This window comes from Hymenobacter siberiensis (assembly GCF_018967845.1).
Classification (GTDB): Bacteria; Bacteroidota; Bacteroidia; order Cytophagales; family Hymenobacteraceae; genus Hymenobacter; species Hymenobacter siberiensis.
Genome location: NZ_JAHLZZ010000001.1, coordinates 2185614 through 2202535, shown reverse-complemented (window position 1 = coordinate 2202535; position 16922 = coordinate 2185614). Strand labels below are relative to the sequence as shown.

Sequence of the window (16922 nt, the reverse complement as noted above, 5' to 3'; positions counted from 1 at the left end):
GGCAAGGCACTTATGAAGCATGCAAGTTACTTTTTTCTGCGCCGCACAAACGGGTTTTTTCGGCAAATGCGACCCCGTTGCCGTAGCATTGGGAGTTAATTCACGGCCAAGCGCTACCCCCAGGGATTGGCCGAATGAATTTCCTTCCCTGCTTTGCCCATGACTCCGCCCGAATTTTCCGTTTTGCTGCTGGCCTGGGACGACGCCGACCCCACCGTGGCCGTGCTCGGCGGCGCGGCCCTGCCTCCTACCCTGCCGCTGGTGTACCAGCTGGCCGCCCGGCAGCCGGTGCTGGCCGTGTACCCGCACCTACCGGCCGGCAAAGCTTCGCTTAAACACGCCGCCAGCAATGCGCCGAAAGCCACGACAGCGGCAGCTGATTCCGCACATTACCCCATTCATAAACAGAATTTTACGGATAACCCCACAGCTGTTTCGGCCGCTCCGGAAGCCGCTGTCGATGCACTGGAAGCGGTAGCGAACCGGCCGGGCATACAACTGCTGCCCACGGCGGCGGCGCAGAACAAAACGACCACACCGGCACGGCAATCGCGCATTATCGGCCTGACCGATTTGGCCGCCGCCGATGCTCCGGAAGCAACCGCGCCGGCCATCCCGGGCACTCCAGCGAAGCCTTTGGCTCCTTCGCGCCGGATGCTGCCCGCTGCTCCCGGCCGCAGCCAGTGGCCTGTCGGTGCTCATGCGCCCGCGCTGGCGGGCCAGTGGCAAGCGCCGGCCGCCCCGTATCTGGGGGCGGGTTCGGGGGCTTTTTTCCCGCCACCACCGCCCGCCCCGCCCCGGCCGCTGGTGGCAGCGCAGGGCACTGGCGGCGCGGTGCCAAAGGCGGCAGTGCCCGGTTTCGGGCCGTTGAATGGCGCGGCTGCGGCCGTTGCGGCTATTTCAATGGCCAGGGCTACCATCCGGCCCCGGCTGCACCCGCAGGCCGGCGACCTGAATTTCGACCCCGACCCGGAGCTGCCGGCCGTGCAGCATCCGGCCGTTTTTGAGGAAACCACGGCAGAAATCGGCGCGGCAGAAGCCGCCGACCTGTCGGCTCCGGAAGACGACCTCGTGCCTGACGCCCCGGCGGCCGACGATGAAGCGCCGGAAGCTGCCGCCGTTCGCGCGCCCCTCCCGCCACCCGCCGCGCCCGCCGTGCTGGTACCCCACCTCGATGGCCTGAACTTCCGCATGATTCAATATGCCCGGCAGGCGGCGCAGCTGGTACAGGGCCGCACCGCCGATTTTGGGGTGATTTACGCCCCCAACTGGCCGGCGTGGCTGGCGGCGCTCGAAATCCGCAACAGCTCGGGCCGGCCGCTGGTGCTCTACCTCGCCAGCCTGGCCACCGACCTGCCCAACCCCGCCGAGCACGGCTACCAGCTCGAAATGGAACGCATGGCCATGCGCCGCGCCCGCCTCGTGCTGGTGCCCGACGATGCCCTGCACCACCGCCTGCTGGCCCTGTATGCGGATGCCACCGGCAAGGTGCGCGTAGTGGCGGCCACCGACGATGCCGCCGTGCAACGCGTGCTGGGCGAAGTGGCCGTGGACTAGGCCCGCAACGGCGGCTTCTTCGGGGAATGGCTTACTTTGCTGAAACAAGCCCTTTTTCAACTCCCCAAACTCCGCCCCATATGCAGCCTGAACACGAATTTGAAGCCGTATTGGAAGCCGGCGATGGCGATGGCGGCGTGTTCGTCGTCATTCCTTTTTCGGTGCCCGAAGTATATGGCACGCGCGGCCGGGTGCCTGTGCAGGTCACCTTCGACGGCTACCCGTACCAGGGCAGCATCACACCGCTCGGCGATGGCCACCACGCCCTGCACGTCCTCAAGCAAATCCGCAAAGCGGTGGATAAAACCATCGGCGACACGGTGCGCGTGACCCTTTCGCGCGACGTGGTGGAACGCAAAATGGAAGCCCCCGCCGACCTCGCCGAGCAGCTTGTCAAAAACCCCCAGGCCGCCGCCTACTTTGCCAAGCTGGCCTACACCCACCAGCGCGAGTTCGTGCGCTGGCTGGAAGGGGCCAAGCGGCCCGAAACCCGCGCCACACGCCTGGCCGAAACCGTGGAGCTGCTGGGCCAGGGGCGCAAGCGACCATAGAACGACACGTTAGAACATACTTGAAAGGCTGTAATCCTGAGCGCAGTCGAAGCATCTCTACCGGGCAACGCAATTATTTACTATTGCGGTGGAGATGCTTCGACTGCGCTCAGCATGACGTTCTAAAAATCAACCATCCCACCATGAAAAACCGCTTCCTGCTGCCGCTGCTGGCCCTCCTACCCTACCTCTCCAATGCCCAAACCGCCACCATCGACCGCGTGAACCCCACCAATTGATGAACCCCAGCGTGCAGATGCTCATGCACGGGCCGGCCGCGGGCACGCTGGCCTACAGCATCAACTACCCCGGCGTGAAGCTGGTGAAAACCAACACCGTTGAGAACCCCAACTACGCTTTCCTCAACCTCGTCATTAGCCCCACAACCAAGCCTGGCCAAGTGCAGATTACCAACAAAAAAGGCAGCCAGACCATCACGCAAACCTGGGAAATCCGCGCCCGCGACAAGTCGCCCAAAGGCCAGGGCGTGACCGACACGGATTTCATCTACGAGGCCATGATTGACCGCTTCGCCAACGGCGACCCGAGCAACGACAAGTTCGCCGACATGCGCGATACCAACCTCGACCGCGCCAATCCCTTCTTCCGGCACGGCGGCGATTTGGCCGGCGTGGCCCAGCACTTTCCCTACACATCAAGGAGCTAGGGGCCACGGCCGTATGACTGACCCCGGTGACAGAAAACGACCAGCCCCTCACCAACGAGGGCGGCACCATGCGCGCCTCCTACCACGGCTTCGGCTTTACCGACCAGTACAACGTGGACCGGCGCTTCGGCGGCAACGCGGGCTACAAAGCCTACGTGCAGCAGGCCCACGCCGCCGGCCTCAAAGTGGTCCAGGATGCCGTGTACAACCACGTGGGCAACAACCACTGGATTTTGCAGGACCTACCCATGAAAAGCTGGCTGCACCAGTGGCCCACCTACACCAACACCACCTACAAGTACCAGCCCATTACCGACCCGCACGCCGCCCCCAGCGACAAGCGCGTAACCCTCGACGGCGGGTTCGTGCCCTTCCTACCCGACCTCAATCAGCAGAACCCCTACGTGGCCAACTACTTAATTGAAAACGCCCTTTGGAACGTGGAGAACTTCGGCATCGACGCCTACCGCATCGACACCTACATGTACAACGACCAGCCCTTTATGAACCGCTGCAACGCGGCGCTGCTGGCCGAGTACCCGCGCCTGCACATCTTCGGCGAGTCGTCGGTGAATAACGTCATCGACCAGGCCTACTACACCCGCAATAAAATTGATTTCCCCTTCAAGTCGAACCAGCCCGGCGGGCTCGATTTCGTGCTCGAAGGCGGCCTGCTGGGTGCGCTGAAGGAAGTGGGCACGCCAGCCGCCACCGGCTGGGACGGCGGCGCGCAGCACCTTTACCAGACCCTGGCCCAGGATGCCGTGTACGAGAACCCCAGCAAGCTCGTCACCTTCCTCGACAACTTCGACCACGACCGGTACCTGTCTGTCATCGGCGACGATTTCGACCGCTACAAAATGGACCTAACCTGGCTGCTCACCACCCACGGCATCCCGAGTATGTACTACGGCACCGAAATCCTGATGAAGAACTTCAAAGACCCCACCGATGCCGAGGTGCGCAAGGATTTCCCCGGCGGCTAGCCCGGTGATGCGGAGAATAAATTCACCACCGCCGGCCGCTCGGCCCGCGAAAACGAGGCCTTCGACTTCGTAAGAAAACTCGCCTCCTACCGCCGCGACCATAAAACGCTGCACTCCGGCAAGCTGATGCAGTTCCTGCCGCAGGATGGCCTATACGTGTACTTCCGCTACGATGCCACCGGCACCGTTATGGTAGCCAGCAACACCACCGACAAGCCCGCCAGCCTGCCCACCGCCCGCTTTTCGGAGCGCATGGACGGTTTCTCGAAAGCGCGCAATGTGCTCACGGGCGAAAGCCTTAGCAGCGTTGCATCGCTCCAGCTACCCGCCAAAACCGCCGTGGTATTGGAGTTGCTCAAGTAGCGGCCTGTTCCGCCTATTGTTTAGGGAGTAGCGCCCGCCGAAAGGGTCCGGGAGAGTTTACGAAACTCATCCCTAGCGGACGTTTCGTAAACTTTGATTCGTAGACGAGTTTCTTAAACTCGTACTGCCTTGCAGGGGCTCACTGGCACCTGATGCTGGGCAACTGCGAGGGGTTTACTGAAAGGAGCGTATAAAATGGTAGACTAAGGCGCAACAAAGTGCTGCCCTACCGCTACCTTCCACCCATGTTGCGCAAACTTCCGCTCTACCTGTCCCTGTTGTTGTTGACGCAATGCAGCAAGTGCCGCCGCGACGACCCGGCCCCCGTCGACCAACTCCCCCCTGCGACCCAGACCGGGGCCGGCACCTTCGGCTGCCTGCTCAACGGCCAAGCGTGGACGCCCCGGGGCAATGACGGCTTTGCGAATTATTCCGTGTCCTATGACCCGACCTATCACCTGGGAACGCTGAGCGTAGCGGCGTACCGATTATCCGGCAACGGAGCAGACCAACAAACCATCGGGTTTAGCTCCGACAGTGTTCGGGCCACGGGGACCTACTTTTTTAAGAAAGCAGGACGCCACCAAGCGGGTGTCGAGGATAGAGCAACCACCTGTCGATACTACTCACAAGACGCTGGGGTTTATTGCAAGGGCTATTTTGCCATCACGCGCTTGGACCTCTCAGCTGGCATTATTTCGGGCACCTTCGCCTTTACGCTCCACAAGCCGGGCTGCGATACGGTGCGCGTCACCAACGGACGTTTCGACCGGAAACTCTAAACACCTGCTACGGCGCGTACTTGCTAGTTTAGGAAAAGGGTGATATTGATAAACAACTGTAGTCAACTACCCAATTCCAGTACCAGCGCCACCCGGCTTGGCAGGTACAGGCTGAGCTGATGCTCGAACGTCTCGTACTCGTAGCCCTCGTCGGGCCGGTCGAAACCGCCGAAGCGACCGTTGTCAGACGACAGTACCACGCGATATTTACCTTCCTCCGTTACCCAGAAGCGGTAGTCGGTCAGGCTTTTTTCGACGTGGAAATTGACCACGAACACCAGCCCGGCGCGCTCAAATACCAGCACTTTGTTTTCCTCGTCGTGCTTCAATAAAACGGCGGGACCGGCGGCCAGCAGGTGTTGCGCTTTGGCCAAGTGAATCATCGCCTTATCGAACTCCCCCAGCTGGTGGAATTTTAGCTCCGGGTTGTCGCCCAGGCTCCACTGGCGGCGGGCGAAGTGATAGCTCCAGTCGTTGCCCTCGCGGGGGAAATCGACCCACTCGGGGTGGCCGAACTCGTTGCCGATGAACGTGAGGTAGCCCTCGCCGCCGGAGGCCAGCGTGAGCAGGCGGATGAGCTTGTGCAGGGCCAGGGCCCGTGCCGCGCCGGGGTCACCATCCATGACGTGCATGTGAGTATAGATACTGGCATCGAATAGCCAGTGCGACAGGGTTTTGTCACCCACCAGGGCTTGGTCGTGGCTTTCAGCGTAGGCAATGGTTTTCTCGCCAGCGCGGCGATTGGTGAGGGTGTGCCAGAGGTCGCCGAGGGGCCAGGCTTCGTCGGGCGTGTGCTTGAGCAGCTTAATCCAGTAATCGGGAATGCCCATGGCCAGGCGGTAGTCGAAGCCCACGCCGCCTTCCTTGATGGGGCGGCACAGGCCGGGCAGGCCGCTCATGTCCTCAGCAATCAGGATGCTGCCTTTTTTAAACTCGTGGGCCAGCGTGGTGGCCAGCTGCAGGTAGAGAATGGCATCCTCGTCGGCGGCCGGGCCGAAGTAGTTGTCGTAGCCCACGAATGCCACCCCCTCGCCGTGGTGCTGGTAGAGCATGCTGGTTACCCCGTCAAAGCGGAAGCCGTCGAAGTGGAATTCTTCCAGCCAGAAGCGTAGGTTGCTGAGCAGGAACTGCTGCACCTCGGGCCGGCCGTAGTCGAACAGCTTGCTGTCCCAGCCGGAGTGGTTGCCGCGCTCGCCCTTGTGGAAATAGAGGTTACCCGAGCCGTCGAAATCGGCCAGGCCCTCGGCCTCGTTTTTCACAGCGTGCGAATGCACGATGTCGAGCAGCACAGCGATGCCCCGCCGGTGGGCTTCATTGATGAGGAACTTGAGGTCCTCGGGCGTGCCGAAGCGCGAGCTGGCCGCAAACAAATTAGCCACGTGGTAGCCAAATGAGCCGTAGTACGGGTGCTCCATTACGGCCATCAGCTGCACGGTATTGTAGCCGTCGGCCTCGATGCGGGGCAGGATATTCTCGGCAAATTCGCGGTAGGTGCCCACCCGGCTTTCCTCGGTGGCCATGCCCACGTGGGCTTCGTAAATGAGCGGTTCTTTGCCAGCGGTGGCGGGCCGGAACTTCTGGTCGGTCCAGCGGAATTCGGCTTCGGGCCGCCAGATTTGGCCGGCGAAATCCTTGGTTTCTTCGTCCTGCACGGCGCGGCGCAGGGTGGCGGGCAGGCGGTCTTTGCCCTGACCATTGGCCGCTACGTGCACCTTGTAGCGGCTGCCGTGGGCCAGGCGCTGGTCATACTCGGCATCGGGCAAAAACACTTCCCACACCCCAAAATCAAGCTTTTGCAGCGGGTTGGCTCCACGGTCCCAGCCGTTGAAATCGCCCACCAGCGACAGGTAATCGGCCCCGGGAGCCCACTCGCGGTACACCCAGCCCCGGCGGCCGGCGTCGTGGTTCAGGCCCAACTGCTGGTGGGCGGTGGCGTAGTTTGCTAAAGAGCCGTGGTATTGTTCGATTTCGGCCAGGCGGGCCTGTAGGCGGGCCTGGCGCTGGCGCAGCACGGGTTCGTAGGGCGCAAGCCAGGCGTCGTTTTTCACGAGGGCGAGCGGGGCCGGGCGGCGGGCCTTGGGGGCGGCGGATGCAGTGGATTTCGACGTAGCCATGATGCGGGAAGGTTTAGGCCAAAAGTAACGCGCCGCAACTGCCGGCCCAGCAGCGGCGGCGGCTCGGCGGCAAATTATACGTGCTGGCAGGCAATTTCGGTCCGGCAATAGCAATCCGCTGAAATATGGCGTTATTTTGCCCAATATGAGATACCGTCTCCTGACCATTCCGCTGGCCTTGCTGCTGGCCTGCTCGTCCGAGCGGCCGGTCACGTCCACCTCGCGGGCCTTCGAGGGGTCGCTGGGCACGCCGCCGCCCAAGGCCGCCGCCCCCCGGCTGGCCCGCTACGCCATGGTGGTATCGGCCCACCCCGAAGCCTCCAAAATCGGCACCCAGATTCTCCAGCGCGGCGGCAACGCCTACGACGCGGCCGTGGCCGTGCAGTTTGCGCTGGCCGTGGCCCTGCCCGTGGCCGGCAACATCGGCGGCGGCGGCTTCCTGCTCTACCGCGACCGCAACGGCTCGGCCGGCTCGCTCGATTTCCGCGAAACGGCCCCCGCCGGCGCCACGCGCGATATGTACCTCGATAAGCAGGGCAACGTGGTGCCCGACCTGAGCACCGCCGGCCCGCTGGCCGTGGGCACGCCCGGCACCGTGGCCGGCATGGCTACGCTGCACAAGCAGTTGGGTAAGCTTTCGTGGGCCACGCTGGTGCAGCCGGCCGTGGCGCTGGCAACCCGGGGCTTCCCGCTCACGGCCAAGGAGGCGGCCGGCCTCAACCGCAACCGCGCCGATTTCCAGAAATACAACCCCGGCAGTTCCCCGGCCTACCTACGCCCCGGCGGCGGCGAGTGGCAGGCCGGCGACACCCTGCGCCTACCCGAGCTAGCCCGCACCCTCACCCGCGTGCGCGACCAGGGCCGCGCCGGCTTCTACAAGGGCGAAACCGCCCGCCTGCTGCTCAGCGAAATGAAGCGCGGCGGCGGCCTCGTAAACCAGGCCGACCTCGACAACTACAAGGCCAAGTGGCGCGAGCCCCTGCGCGGCCACTACCGCGACTACGACGTGATTACCATGCCGCCGCCCAGCTCGGGCGGCGTGGCCCTGCTGCAGATGCTGCAAATGCTGGAGCCCGTGGACCTGGCCCAGGCCGGCTACCACACACCCCTGGCCGTGCACTACATCACCGAAGCCGAGCGGCGCGTGTATGCCGACCGTGCCACCTACCTCGGCGACCCTGATTTCGGCTTCGTGCCCGTACAAAAGCTGCTCGATGTGGACTATAACCGCCAGCGGGCCGCCTCCATGCGCCCCAAAGGCCGCGCCACCGCCAGCGCCGCCGTGGCGGCCGGGGCCAAACTACCCGGCTACGAGAGCGACGAAACCACCCACTACAGCATCGTCGATGCCTTCGGCAATGCCGTGAGCTGCACCACCACCCTCAACGGGGCCTATGGTAGCAAAGTAGTGGTGCCCGGCGCGGGCTTTTTGCTGAATAACGAGATGGACGACTTCTCGGCCAAGGCCGGCGTGCCCAACGCCTACGGCCTGGTGGGCGGCACCGCCAATGCCATCGCGCCCGGCAAGCGCATGCTCAGCAGCATGACGCCCACCATCCTCACCCGCAACGGCAAGGTAGCGCTGGTAACCGGCACGCCCGGCGGCAGCACTATCATTACCAGCGTGTTGCAAAGCATCATTGGCATTGTTGATTACGGCCTGAACGCCCAGCAAGTGGTGACCGCGCCGCGCCTGCACCACCAGTGGCTGCCCGATATCATCGACGTGGAAGCCGGGGCCCTGCTGCCCGTGGCCCAGGATACGCTGCGCGCCCGCGGCTACCACCTCAACCCGCGCCTGCCCTGGGGCAAGCTCGACATCATTCACATCCTGCCCGACGGCATGCTGGAAGGCGGTGCCGACCCGCGCGGCGATGACACGGCCCTGGGGTATTAGCAGTCAGAAAAAAAACGTTATGCCGAGCGTAGCCGAGGCATCTCGCGTGTAGTAGTAGTAACTCAATCGTTCAACGACGTTAATTACTACCACACGCGAGATGCCTCGGCTACGCTCGGCATGACGTTCTTGCTTTTGGGCTTCTTCAACCCAACCGCTACGTTAACCGTAGCTTAGTGCTGCGCTACCCGCGAGCCGGCGATGTGGCGCAGATTGCCGGCCACCGAAATCAGCTTCTGGCTGAACTCGCGGGCTTTGTCGCCTTCGCCGCTGAAATTGTGGGTAGTGAGGGCGGCCTGGGCCGTCATCTCGCCGAGGTTCTGGAAGGCCTGCGACATGCCGGCAGCGTTGTTGTTGCTGATGTGGTTGCGCAGGGTTTCAAGCTCGGCTACCATGAGGCGGGTAGCCGGCTGGTCGATGTTGCGCAGGTGCTGAATCCAGTTTTCGAGATGGCTGATGCCTTTGCCGGGGTCTACCTGGAAGCCGGCGTTGTTGGTATCGAACAGCAGGCGAATGCTGGATTCTGCTTCAGTGAAAAAGCTCATAGGGCAAATTTAGAGATGGGTTGGTACGGCAACGAGGCCACGAATGGAACATCCGACCGGCCTGCTTTCAGCCGCGAAGATACGCAGCCAAACAGGCAAAATGCTATTCAACGGCGGCAGCCCCGACAAGCAAACGGGCACTCCGGAGGAATCTCCGGAGTGCCCGTTTGCTTGTCGGGGCCGTTGGGTTAGCCCTTCAGCTGGCTGGCGGCCGTGCTCAGGGCCTGGCCGAGCTGGCGCAGCTTGTCCTGGGCATCGGGGGTGGCTTGCGCAGCTGCTTTGGTGGTGTGCTCGCCGAGGGTGCTCAGGCTTTGGGCCAGAGCGCCGGTGTCAGAAGCACCGCTCTGCAACGAATCATGCAGGTTTTGCAGCTCCGAGCTGATGCCCGAGAGTTGCGTATTGCCTTGCAGGGTTTTAATCCAGCCGGCAATGTTGGGGCCGGCGGCACCGGCGGCGGCGGCCAGGCCGCCTTGCAGGGCATTGAGGGTAGCGTCGAGCTGGCTGGTGCCCTGGCTGCTTTGCGATGTGGTGCTGTTATCCATGGGAAAAAGAAGATTAGTTAGGTGAATTTATACCCTACTAACGCATCCGCCGCAAGGATGTTAACTTATTGATGAACAAAATTTTGGCATTTATTTATACGTGATTTAATAACAAACATTTCAGGCCAAAAGGAGTTGTGCAGCCGCCAGATGCTACTCCTCGCCGGGATGCAGCTCCTGCACGTCGGGGTGGCTATAGTTGACCACGATGACGGAAAACGGGTGCGGCTCGCCCTCGCGCTTCTCGATGCGGATGGTGCCGGCATCGCGCAGCTTGTTGAGCTGGTCGCGGCGCTCGTAGTCGGGCAGCTCGGGCAGCTCGTCGGTGAGCAGGCGCATAAACGGGCCCAGCCACAGCTCCGTCACGCGGCGCTGCTGCTTGGCTTCGAGCTTCTGAAACTCGGCCAGCATGAAGGCCAGCGTCCGGCGCTCGGTGTCGGTGGCCAGGCGGCGGACGGGGGCAAATTCAGATACTTCGTCGCGCGATACAAAAGGCCGGGCTGGCACCGGCAAAACGGGGCGCGGGGCACTGGCCGACGGCACGGGCGCTACTTTGGGCAAGGGCACGGCGGCAACTTCGCCCGCGCTGTCGGCGCGGGCGGCCAGGGCAGCAGCCGAGGGCACGCCGGCCATGCCCTGCTCGCGCAGGCGGCGGCTTTCCTCCAGGGTACGCTGGCGGTCGGTGCGGCGCTTTTCGAGCTGCTCCACGCGCTCGGGCGCAAGCAAGTCGCGGGCATCGATGAACTGCGCGGAACCGATATTCTGGAGCAAATCGCCGGATACCGACTCGCGGAAACCGGCCACCAGCACCTGCCGAGCCTGCCGGCGCAGGTGCTGCAGCACGGGAATGTAGTCGCGGTCGCCGGCCACGAGCACGAACGTGCCGATATCGGGCCGGGTGTACATCACCTCCAGCGCGTCGATGCAGAGCTGCATATCGGCGGCATTTTTGTGGTCGGTGCCCAGCACGTTGCGGGTACTCACGCCCATCAGGTACAGCGCGCCCTGGGGGGCGGTGGCCAGGCGCTCAAAGTCGGCGTAGGCGTAGCTGATGAGGCTGTCGAGGCCCTTGGCGCTCAGCTGCTCGCGCAGGGTGCGGATGATATCGAGGCAGATATCGTTGAGGTCGGGCGGGTCGTGAAAGTGGTTTTTGAGGAAGTAATAGACGTTTTCAAAATCGATGAAAACGGCGGCGTAAGGGGAAGCAGTCGGTTTGGGCAACATGGTGCAGAAATACTTTGTCTTATCACGAAAAAAACAGCGCTGAGGGAAGACCAGAATAGTTGAACAACACGCACCCGAACAGCAAACGCTCCGGCTGTGGCTACCGGGAACATGCGCCTGACGGGCTTATAACCTGAGCCGTAGTTTGCCGGCCCAGCTTTTACTTTCAGTGGATGAAGGTACGATGCCTTACCGCTGCTTCGGTAACGGCTCCGGCATTGGGGGTGAATCCGGCCCGCTGCCCGGCGGGTACGGAGCCGCCCGCACCGGCCGGTACGGGCGGCTGATTTAGCACAGTACATTTGCGCTCACGATGCACAAGCTAAAGCATGTGCTACTACTCCTTCCCAATGCTGCCTTTCGATAGCGCCCGCCTGCACTTCCGCCCCCTCACCCCTGCCGACACGGCCGGGATGTTTGCGCTCGATTCCGACCCGGCCGTGCACCGCTACCTCGGCAGCATTGGCGGGCAGATGGTAAGCACGCTGGCCCAAAGCGCCCAGACCATTGCCTACATCGAAGCCCAGTATGCTGCCGTCGGCATCGGGCGCTGGGCCGTGGTGCTGCGCGAAACCGGCGAGTTCATGGGTTGGGCCGGGCTGAAGCTGGTGGCCAGCCCCATCAACGGCCGGCACGATTTCTACGACCTGGGCTACCGGTTTTTGCCGCGTTTCTGGGGGCAGGGCTACGGCTTCGAGGCGGCCCGGGCCTGGCTTGACTATGGGTTCGATGTGCTGCACCTGCCCCGCATCTGCGCCTACGCCGACACGCACAACGTGGCTTCGCGCCGCATTCTCACCAAAATTGGCCTGCGCGAGGAGCCGGAGGAGTTTTTGATTGAAGGAATGCCCTGCGTCTGGTTCGAGGCCGACGCGCCATACTAAGCTTAAATACAATTCATTAAGCTACTGGCGTGGCCGGCGCAGCGCCACCCAATGCACCGCTGCCACCCAGGCCACGGCCGCCGCCCAGCCGGCCAGTACATCCGACGGGTTGTGCACGCCCAGGTACATGCGCGCCCAGCCCACGGCCAGCGCAAACAGCGGCATCAGCCCCCAAACCCACCCGCGCCCCCGGCGGCCCCACACCAGGAGCACCAGCGCCGCCGCAATGGCCGCCGTATCCATGGCGTGCCCGCTCGGGAAGCTGAACGTATGCTCGGGCCGAATGCTGGCCCAGAGCGCCGGCCGGGGCCGCGCCACCAGCGGCTTAATAACCTGCGTGAGCAGCATCGACCCGCCTACTGAGAGGAAAAACAGCGCCGCCGCCCGCCCCTGCCGCCGCCACAGCAGCCCCAGAAATACCAGCACCCCGAGGCCCACCATCGGCCAGGTATTACCGATGATGGTGAGCAGGACGGCCGCATTATCCAGCCCCGGCATAGCGTGGCGGTGCCAGAATTCCAGCACGGGCGCATCCCAGAGCAACCCGCCGAAGCGCAGCACGGCAAAGGCCAGCCAGCCAAAGGTGATGGCCGCAACCAGCACAGTGAGCCGCAGGACTCCGGGGGCTGGCACTGGCGTGGTTGGAACGGAGTGCGGGGATGCAATCATAGAAGCAGGCAACCGAAAAGAATGCACCGGCAAGTAACAATGCGGGCAGGCCCTTGTGGTTAATCGAATACGGAGTCGTTGCGCCGGTCAGACCGCATAGGGCGGGCGGACCGGCGCAACGACTCCAGACTTGGGTTAGGGCTAGCTGCTAGGCCGGGGCACTTTGCGTTTCATCCGACGGCGACACCAGATTGGGGAAACGGTGGTGCAGGCTTTCGCGCCAGAACTGCCGCAGCTGGTGGAATTCGGGCGAAAACAGCATGTGCAGCCCCGCCACCCAGCCCACAGCGCCGGTCCAGCCGGCCAGCACGTCGGACGGGAAATGCACGCCCAGGTACACCCGGCTCCAGCCCACGGCCAGGGCAAACAGCGCCCCCAGCGCCGAGGCCGGCCACCGGCCGCGCCACTGCCACAGCAGAAACCCCAGGGCCGTGGCCATGGCCGCCGCCCCCATGGCGTGCCCGCTCGGAAAGCTGTAGTAAAACGCCGGCTTCAGGCTTTGCCACAGCACGGGCCGGGGCCGGGCAAACAGCACTTTCACCAGCAGATTCAGGGCCATGGCCCCGCCCACCGACAGGCCAAAAAACCACGCCTGCCGGCGCACGCCCCACACGGCCAGCCCCACGGTGATGAGCACGGCCAACACGCCCATGGGCAGGGGGGCGCCGGCGGCGGTGAGGGCCAGCGCCAGCTGGTCGAGCGCCGGGGTGGCGTGGGCGTGCAGAAACGCCAGAATCTGCTTATCGCCGATAAAGCCGCCGGACTCCCAAATGTCCTCGGCCACGTTCACGAACACCACCCAGGGCATTATCAGCCCAGCCAGTAGGGCCAGCAGCACCATCTTGTGTGCTCGCAGGGCATGGCGCAGGCGGGACCAGAAAGAATTGGGCATGAATCAGTAATGTCCGCAGTGTTGAATAAGGAATAGGGTTCAACGAAAAAAAGAACGTCATGCTGAGCGCAGTCGAAGCATGACATTCTTTTTTTCGTTGAACCCTATTCCTTATTCCCTATCCCATCTCACCGCCCAAACTCCAGCACCCGGAACGTACCAGGCACAATGCTGGGCCGGGGGCGAGGGTTCTCGGTAGTGGGGGCCGGCGTGGAGCCGTAATCGGCCGTCACGGTATAGACGTGGCCGGTTTTCGGGTCGATGCTCATGGTGCGGGCGCCCCGGGCGGTGGGCACGCTGCCCACTACCGCGTACTTGCCGGGCGCATCCTCGTGCATCACCGTGAAGGTGCCCGAGCCGTTGGAAGTGATGATGTTGCGGGTGGCAGGGTCGAAGCCCGTGCCGTCGGTGCCTTTGGCGGTGGGCAGCACGGCGATTTGCTTGCCGGTTTTGCTGTCCGTCACCACCAGCTTCTCGTTGGCGCAGCCGCTGAAGAGGCGGTTGGTTTTGGCGTCGTAGGCCAGGCCGGTGGGCTCTTCGCCGGGGGCCAGCGGGTAGTGGTGGCGCACGGCCAGGGTTTTGGCGTCGAAGGCCACGATTTCGCTCTTGTTCTCGATGTTGACGAAGATGGTGCCGTGGCCGTCGCTCACGCCTTCTTCCACGTCGCCGCCCAGCTCGGCGGCACCCACGATGGCCCCGGTTTTGGCGTCGAGCACAGTGCTTTTGCCGCCATCGTTGCTGAAAATGAATATCCGCTTCGAATAGGCATCATACAGCAGCGCATCGGGCTTGGGGCCGGTAGGAATGGGCGCGCCGATGGGCTTCAGAGTCTTCACATCAAACACCACGCACGTGTTGTTGCGCCCGCAGGTGATGTAGCCGCGATTGGTGCCCGGCACCACTTCAATGCCGTGCACACCTGGCGTATCCATAATGGTGCCGATGAGCTTACGGGTCTTCAAGTCGACCACCTCCACCCGCGTGCCGTGCGACACGTAGAGGCGCTCGCCGGCGGGGTCCACTTTGAGGTAGTCCCAGCCGCCCTCGCCGCCAATGCTGATGGTATTGAGTAGGTGGTACGACGCGGCGGGCGCGGTTTGGGCGTGGGCGGCGGGGCCGAAAAAGGCCAAGGTCAGGGGCGCGACCAGCAACAGGTTTTTCATGAGGGAAGGGCTTATAATGAAACCGATGCCGCGAAGGTGGCCGCCGATTCTGTAGCTGGGCTGAAGTGCGTGGCCACAACCGTAGTTGAACTGCCAGGCCGAGCCGATTAAGCGCCGCAACCCGCCGCAATTGCAGATATTGCCGGCCCCATCAACCCAACTTTGCCCATGCTGCCGTTATCTGTTCCGATTACGTGGCCTCGAAACGCTTCTACACCGAAATTCTCGGGCTCGAAATCGTGGCCGAAACCTACCGGGCGGCGCGCGACTCGCACAAACTGGATTTGGCCATCGGCGGGCAGTACGTGCTGGAGCTGTTTTTCTTCCCCAACCCGCCGCCCCGCCCCAGCTACCCCGAAGCCGCCGGCCTGCGCCACCTCGCCTTCGCCATGCCCGACGTGGCCGCCGCCATCCGGCACCTGGCGGCGTACGAGGTGCCCTGCGAGCCGGTGCGCGTGAATGAGCTCACCGGCCGCCGTTTTACGTTTTTTTCGGACCCCGATGGCCTGCCGCTGGAGTTTTACGAGGGGTAGGGACGCAATAGTTGGAGTCTCGTCGTTGCTGATGTTGTTTAGTTGGCACGGTTCGGCGCGGTTTCGGTCGTTCAACGACGAGACTCCAACTATTGCATCTCTACTCCATTCAGCCGACAACCACCATCCTTGGCGGCGCGTAGCGTTACACTCCACCGCTCCCGCTCAAGATGCCCGACCACCCGCTTGCCGCCCGCTTCACGGTGGCCCACCCCGAATGGGCGGCCCACGCCACCATCTACGAAGTCAACGTTCGCAATTTCACGCCGGAAGGCACTTTTCGGGCCTTTGAGACCCACCTGCCGCGCCTGCAAAAAATGGGCATCGGCATCGTGTGGCTGATGCCGGTGCACCCCATCGGCAAGGTCGGGCGCAAGGGCGCGCTGGGCGCGCCGTATGCCGTGCGCGACTACTTCGCCGTGAGCCCGGAGTTTGGCACGCTCGACGACCTGCGCCACCTGGTGCAGACGGCCCACGCGCTGGGAATGAAGGTGCTACTGGACTGGGTGGCCAACCACACCAGCCGCGACAACGCCCTCATCGCCGAGCATCCCGACTGGTACCAGCACGACACCGCCGGCCAGCTGGTGCCGCCCGTGCCCGACTGGACCGACGTGGTGGCGCTGGATTACACCAGCCGCGCAATGCGCCGCTACATGACCGACGCCCTGTCCTGGTGGCTGCGGGAAACCGACATCGACGGCTACCGCTGCGACGTGGCCGGCCTGGTACCCACCGATTTCTGGGACGAAACCCGGCCCGTGCTCGACGCCATTAAGCCAATATTTATGCTGGCCGAATGGGACGAGCTCTACCCTTCGGGCGGGCTGAGCTGGGAGGAATTCGACTCCGATACGCGACTGCTCGAAAAGGCCTTCGACATGAGCTTCGGCCTGCGCCTGCATTACCTGCTCGACCGCATTGCCGAGGGCCACGCCACCCTGGCCGACATAGACACTTACCTGACCGCCGAGCGCGAAAAATACCCGCCCACGGTGTACCTCATGCACTTCACCAGCAACCACGACGTGAACAGCTGGGACGGCACCGAGTACGAGCGCCTGGGGCCGCTGGCGCAGCCCTTCGCCGTGCTCACGGCCCTGCTGCCGGGCATGCCCATGCTGTATTCGGGCCAGGAAGCAGGCCTGAACCGCCGGCTGGAATTTTTCGGCCACGATACCATCGAGTGGGGAGATTTCCCGCTCCAAGACTTCTACACGCGTCTTTTTCAGCTCAGGAAAACCCATGCGGCCCTGGCCAACGGCGACCCCGCCAGCCAGCTCCGCCGCCTGCCCGGCCCGGCCGATACCTACGCCTTCACCCGCTCCAAAGGCGACGCGGCCGTGCTCTGCGCCGTGAACATTGCCGCCGAGGCCCGGGCGGTGCCCGCCGTGGCCGGCCAGTGGCGGGATTTATTCAGCGATGAAGCCATGACGCTGAGCCCCGGCCAGCCGCTTGAAGTGCCGGCTCACGGCTGGCGGGTATTGGTGGCTGAGCCCGCTGCCAGCCAACCTTCGGCGTTGATTATCGGTTAGCAAAGCTTGTCTTTCACA

The 16922-nt window shown here is 63.4% G+C and carries 16 protein-coding genes and 1 pseudogene; 10 read left to right on the top strand and 7 right to left on the bottom strand.

Annotation, left to right across the window (positions count from 1 at the left end):
• Positions 1-159: 159 nt before the first annotated feature.
• The 6 genes from KQ661_RS09460 (at position 160) to KQ661_RS09445 (ending at position 4906) form a co-directional block, all read left to right on the top strand.
• Positions 160-1557: a glycosyltransferase gene (locus KQ661_RS09460; protein ID WP_216686272.1), complete on the top strand. Its 1398-nt coding sequence runs from the start codon at positions 160-162 to the stop codon at positions 1555-1557.
• Positions 1558-1637: 80 nt separating this feature from the next.
• Entirely contained in the window at positions 1638-2108 is a 471-nt protein-coding gene (locus KQ661_RS09455) for a YdeI/OmpD-associated family protein (RefSeq protein ID WP_216686271.1), read from the top strand.
• A gap of 238 nt (positions 2109-2346) precedes the next feature.
• Complete coding sequence (locus KQ661_RS22815) at positions 2347-2775, top strand: cyclomaltodextrinase N-terminal domain-containing protein (RefSeq protein WP_317196151.1); 429 nt, start codon at positions 2347-2349, stop codon at positions 2773-2775.
• Between the two features lie 26 nt (positions 2776-2801).
• On the top strand, positions 2802-3761 hold the full coding sequence (locus KQ661_RS22810; protein WP_317196086.1) for an alpha-amylase family glycosyl hydrolase: 960 nt from the start codon (positions 2802-2804) through the stop codon (positions 3759-3761).
• A gap of 126 nt (positions 3762-3887) precedes the next feature.
• Positions 3888-4124: a cyclomaltodextrinase C-terminal domain-containing protein gene (locus KQ661_RS22805; protein WP_317196085.1), complete on the top strand. Its 237-nt coding sequence runs from the start codon at positions 3888-3890 to the stop codon at positions 4122-4124.
• Between the two features lie 245 nt (positions 4125-4369).
• Complete coding sequence (locus KQ661_RS09445) at positions 4370-4906, top strand: hypothetical protein (RefSeq protein WP_216686270.1); 537 nt, start codon at positions 4370-4372, stop codon at positions 4904-4906.
• Between the two features lie 62 nt (positions 4907-4968).
• On the opposite strand, the gene KQ661_RS09440 is transcribed toward KQ661_RS09445, so the two are convergent.
• The gene (locus tag KQ661_RS09440; RefSeq protein ID WP_216686269.1) at positions 4969-7020 is read right to left on the bottom strand and encodes an alpha amylase C-terminal domain-containing protein; all 2052 of its coding nucleotides are present in this window, start codon (positions 7018-7020) and stop codon (positions 4969-4971) included.
• A 145-nt stretch (positions 7021-7165) separates the two neighbouring features.
• Between KQ661_RS09440 and ggt the strand changes: the two genes are divergently transcribed.
• Positions 7166-8917: a gamma-glutamyltransferase gene (gene ggt / locus KQ661_RS09435; RefSeq protein ID WP_216686268.1), complete on the top strand. Its 1752-nt coding sequence runs from the start codon at positions 7166-7168 to the stop codon at positions 8915-8917.
• A 173-nt stretch (positions 8918-9090) separates the two neighbouring features.
• Here ggt and KQ661_RS09430 read toward each other — a convergent pair whose 3' ends face one another.
• The 3 genes from KQ661_RS09430 to KQ661_RS09420 form a co-directional block, all read right to left on the bottom strand.
• Entirely contained in the window at positions 9091-9462 is a 372-nt protein-coding gene (locus tag KQ661_RS09430; RefSeq protein ID WP_216680386.1) for a hypothetical protein, read from the bottom strand.
• Between the two features lie 188 nt (positions 9463-9650).
• The gene (locus tag KQ661_RS09425; protein ID WP_216680385.1) at positions 9651-10004 is read right to left on the bottom strand and encodes a hypothetical protein; all 354 of its coding nucleotides are present in this window, start codon (positions 10002-10004) and stop codon (positions 9651-9653) included.
• Positions 10005-10157: 153 nt separating this feature from the next.
• Complete coding sequence (locus tag KQ661_RS09420; RefSeq protein ID WP_216680384.1) at positions 10158-11228, bottom strand: NYN domain-containing protein; 1071 nt, start codon at positions 11226-11228, stop codon at positions 10158-10160.
• Between the two features lie 350 nt (positions 11229-11578).
• On the opposite strand from KQ661_RS09420, the gene KQ661_RS09415 reads away from it, so the two are divergent.
• Positions 11579-12112, top strand: a complete 534-nt coding sequence (locus tag KQ661_RS09415; protein ID WP_216686267.1) for a GNAT family N-acetyltransferase — start codon at positions 11579-11581, stop codon at positions 12110-12112.
• Positions 12113-12133: 21 nt separating this feature from the next.
• Here the strand turns inward: KQ661_RS09415 and KQ661_RS09410 are convergent, their stop codons facing one another.
• The 3 genes from KQ661_RS09410 to KQ661_RS09400 all read right to left on the bottom strand — a co-directional run bounded on the left by KQ661_RS09410 (position 12134) and on the right by KQ661_RS09400 (position 14836).
• Positions 12134-12781 carry a phosphatase PAP2 family protein gene (locus KQ661_RS09410; RefSeq protein ID WP_216686266.1) on the bottom strand — a complete coding sequence of 216 codons (648 nt, stop codon included), beginning with the start codon at positions 12779-12781 and terminating at the stop codon, positions 12134-12136.
• 148 nt (positions 12782-12929) lie between these two features.
• Positions 12930-13673 (bottom strand): phosphatase PAP2 family protein, encoded by a 744-nt coding sequence (locus KQ661_RS09405; RefSeq protein ID WP_216686265.1) that lies wholly within the window; start codon positions 13671-13673, stop codon positions 12930-12932.
• A gap of 128 nt (positions 13674-13801) precedes the next feature.
• Positions 13802-14836 (bottom strand): YncE family protein, encoded by a 1035-nt coding sequence (locus KQ661_RS09400; RefSeq protein ID WP_216686264.1) that lies wholly within the window; start codon positions 14834-14836, stop codon positions 13802-13804.
• Positions 14837-15003: 167 nt separating this feature from the next.
• Between KQ661_RS09400 and gloA2 the strand changes: the two are divergent.
• Both gloA2 and KQ661_RS09390 read left to right on the top strand, forming a co-directional pair.
• Positions 15004-15369: pseudogene (gloA2, locus tag KQ661_RS09395) on the top strand (SMU1112c/YaeR family gloxylase I-like metalloprotein); the annotation flags it as partial.
• Positions 15370-15539: 170 nt separating this feature from the next.
• Positions 15540-16904: an alpha-amylase family glycosyl hydrolase gene (locus KQ661_RS09390; RefSeq protein WP_216686263.1), complete on the top strand. Its 1365-nt coding sequence runs from the start codon at positions 15540-15542 to the stop codon at positions 16902-16904.
• Positions 16905-16922 lie beyond the last annotated feature (18 nt).

Coding starts and splice junctions, on each gene's coding strand:
- KQ661_RS09415 (WP_216686267.1), top strand. CDS start 11,579: ATGCTGCCTTTCGATAGCGCCCGCCTGCACTTCCGCCCCCTCACCCCT.
- KQ661_RS09460 (WP_216686272.1), top strand. CDS start 160: ATGACTCCGCCCGAATTTTCCGTTTTGCTGCTGGCCTGGGACGACGCC.
- KQ661_RS09410 (WP_216686266.1), bottom strand. CDS start 12,781: ATGATTGCATCCCCGCACTCCGTTCCAACCACGCCAGTGCCAGCCCCC.
- KQ661_RS09405 (WP_216686265.1), bottom strand. CDS start 13,673: ATGCCCAATTCTTTCTGGTCCCGCCTGCGCCATGCCCTGCGAGCACAC.
- ggt (WP_216686268.1), top strand. CDS start 7,166: ATGAGATACCGTCTCCTGACCATTCCGCTGGCCTTGCTGCTGGCCTGC.
- KQ661_RS09440 (WP_216686269.1), bottom strand. CDS start 7,020: ATGGCTACGTCGAAATCCACTGCATCCGCCGCCCCCAAGGCCCGCCGC.
- KQ661_RS22805 (WP_317196085.1), top strand. CDS start 3,888: ATGCAGTTCCTGCCGCAGGATGGCCTATACGTGTACTTCCGCTACGAT.
- KQ661_RS09425 (WP_216680385.1), bottom strand. CDS start 10,004: ATGGATAACAGCACCACATCGCAAAGCAGCCAGGGCACCAGCCAGCTC.
- KQ661_RS09430 (WP_216680386.1), bottom strand. CDS start 9,462: ATGAGCTTTTTCACTGAAGCAGAATCCAGCATTCGCCTGCTGTTCGAT.
- KQ661_RS09455 (WP_216686271.1), top strand. CDS start 1,638: ATGCAGCCTGAACACGAATTTGAAGCCGTATTGGAAGCCGGCGATGGC.
- KQ661_RS22815 (WP_317196151.1), top strand. CDS start 2,347: ATGAACCCCAGCGTGCAGATGCTCATGCACGGGCCGGCCGCGGGCACG.
- KQ661_RS09420 (WP_216680384.1), bottom strand. CDS start 11,228: ATGTTGCCCAAACCGACTGCTTCCCCTTACGCCGCCGTTTTCATCGAT.
- KQ661_RS09390 (WP_216686263.1), top strand. CDS start 15,540: ATGCCCGACCACCCGCTTGCCGCCCGCTTCACGGTGGCCCACCCCGAA.
- KQ661_RS09400 (WP_216686264.1), bottom strand. CDS start 14,836: ATGAAAAACCTGTTGCTGGTCGCGCCCCTGACCTTGGCCTTTTTCGGC.
- KQ661_RS09445 (WP_216686270.1), top strand. CDS start 4,370: ATGTTGCGCAAACTTCCGCTCTACCTGTCCCTGTTGTTGTTGACGCAA.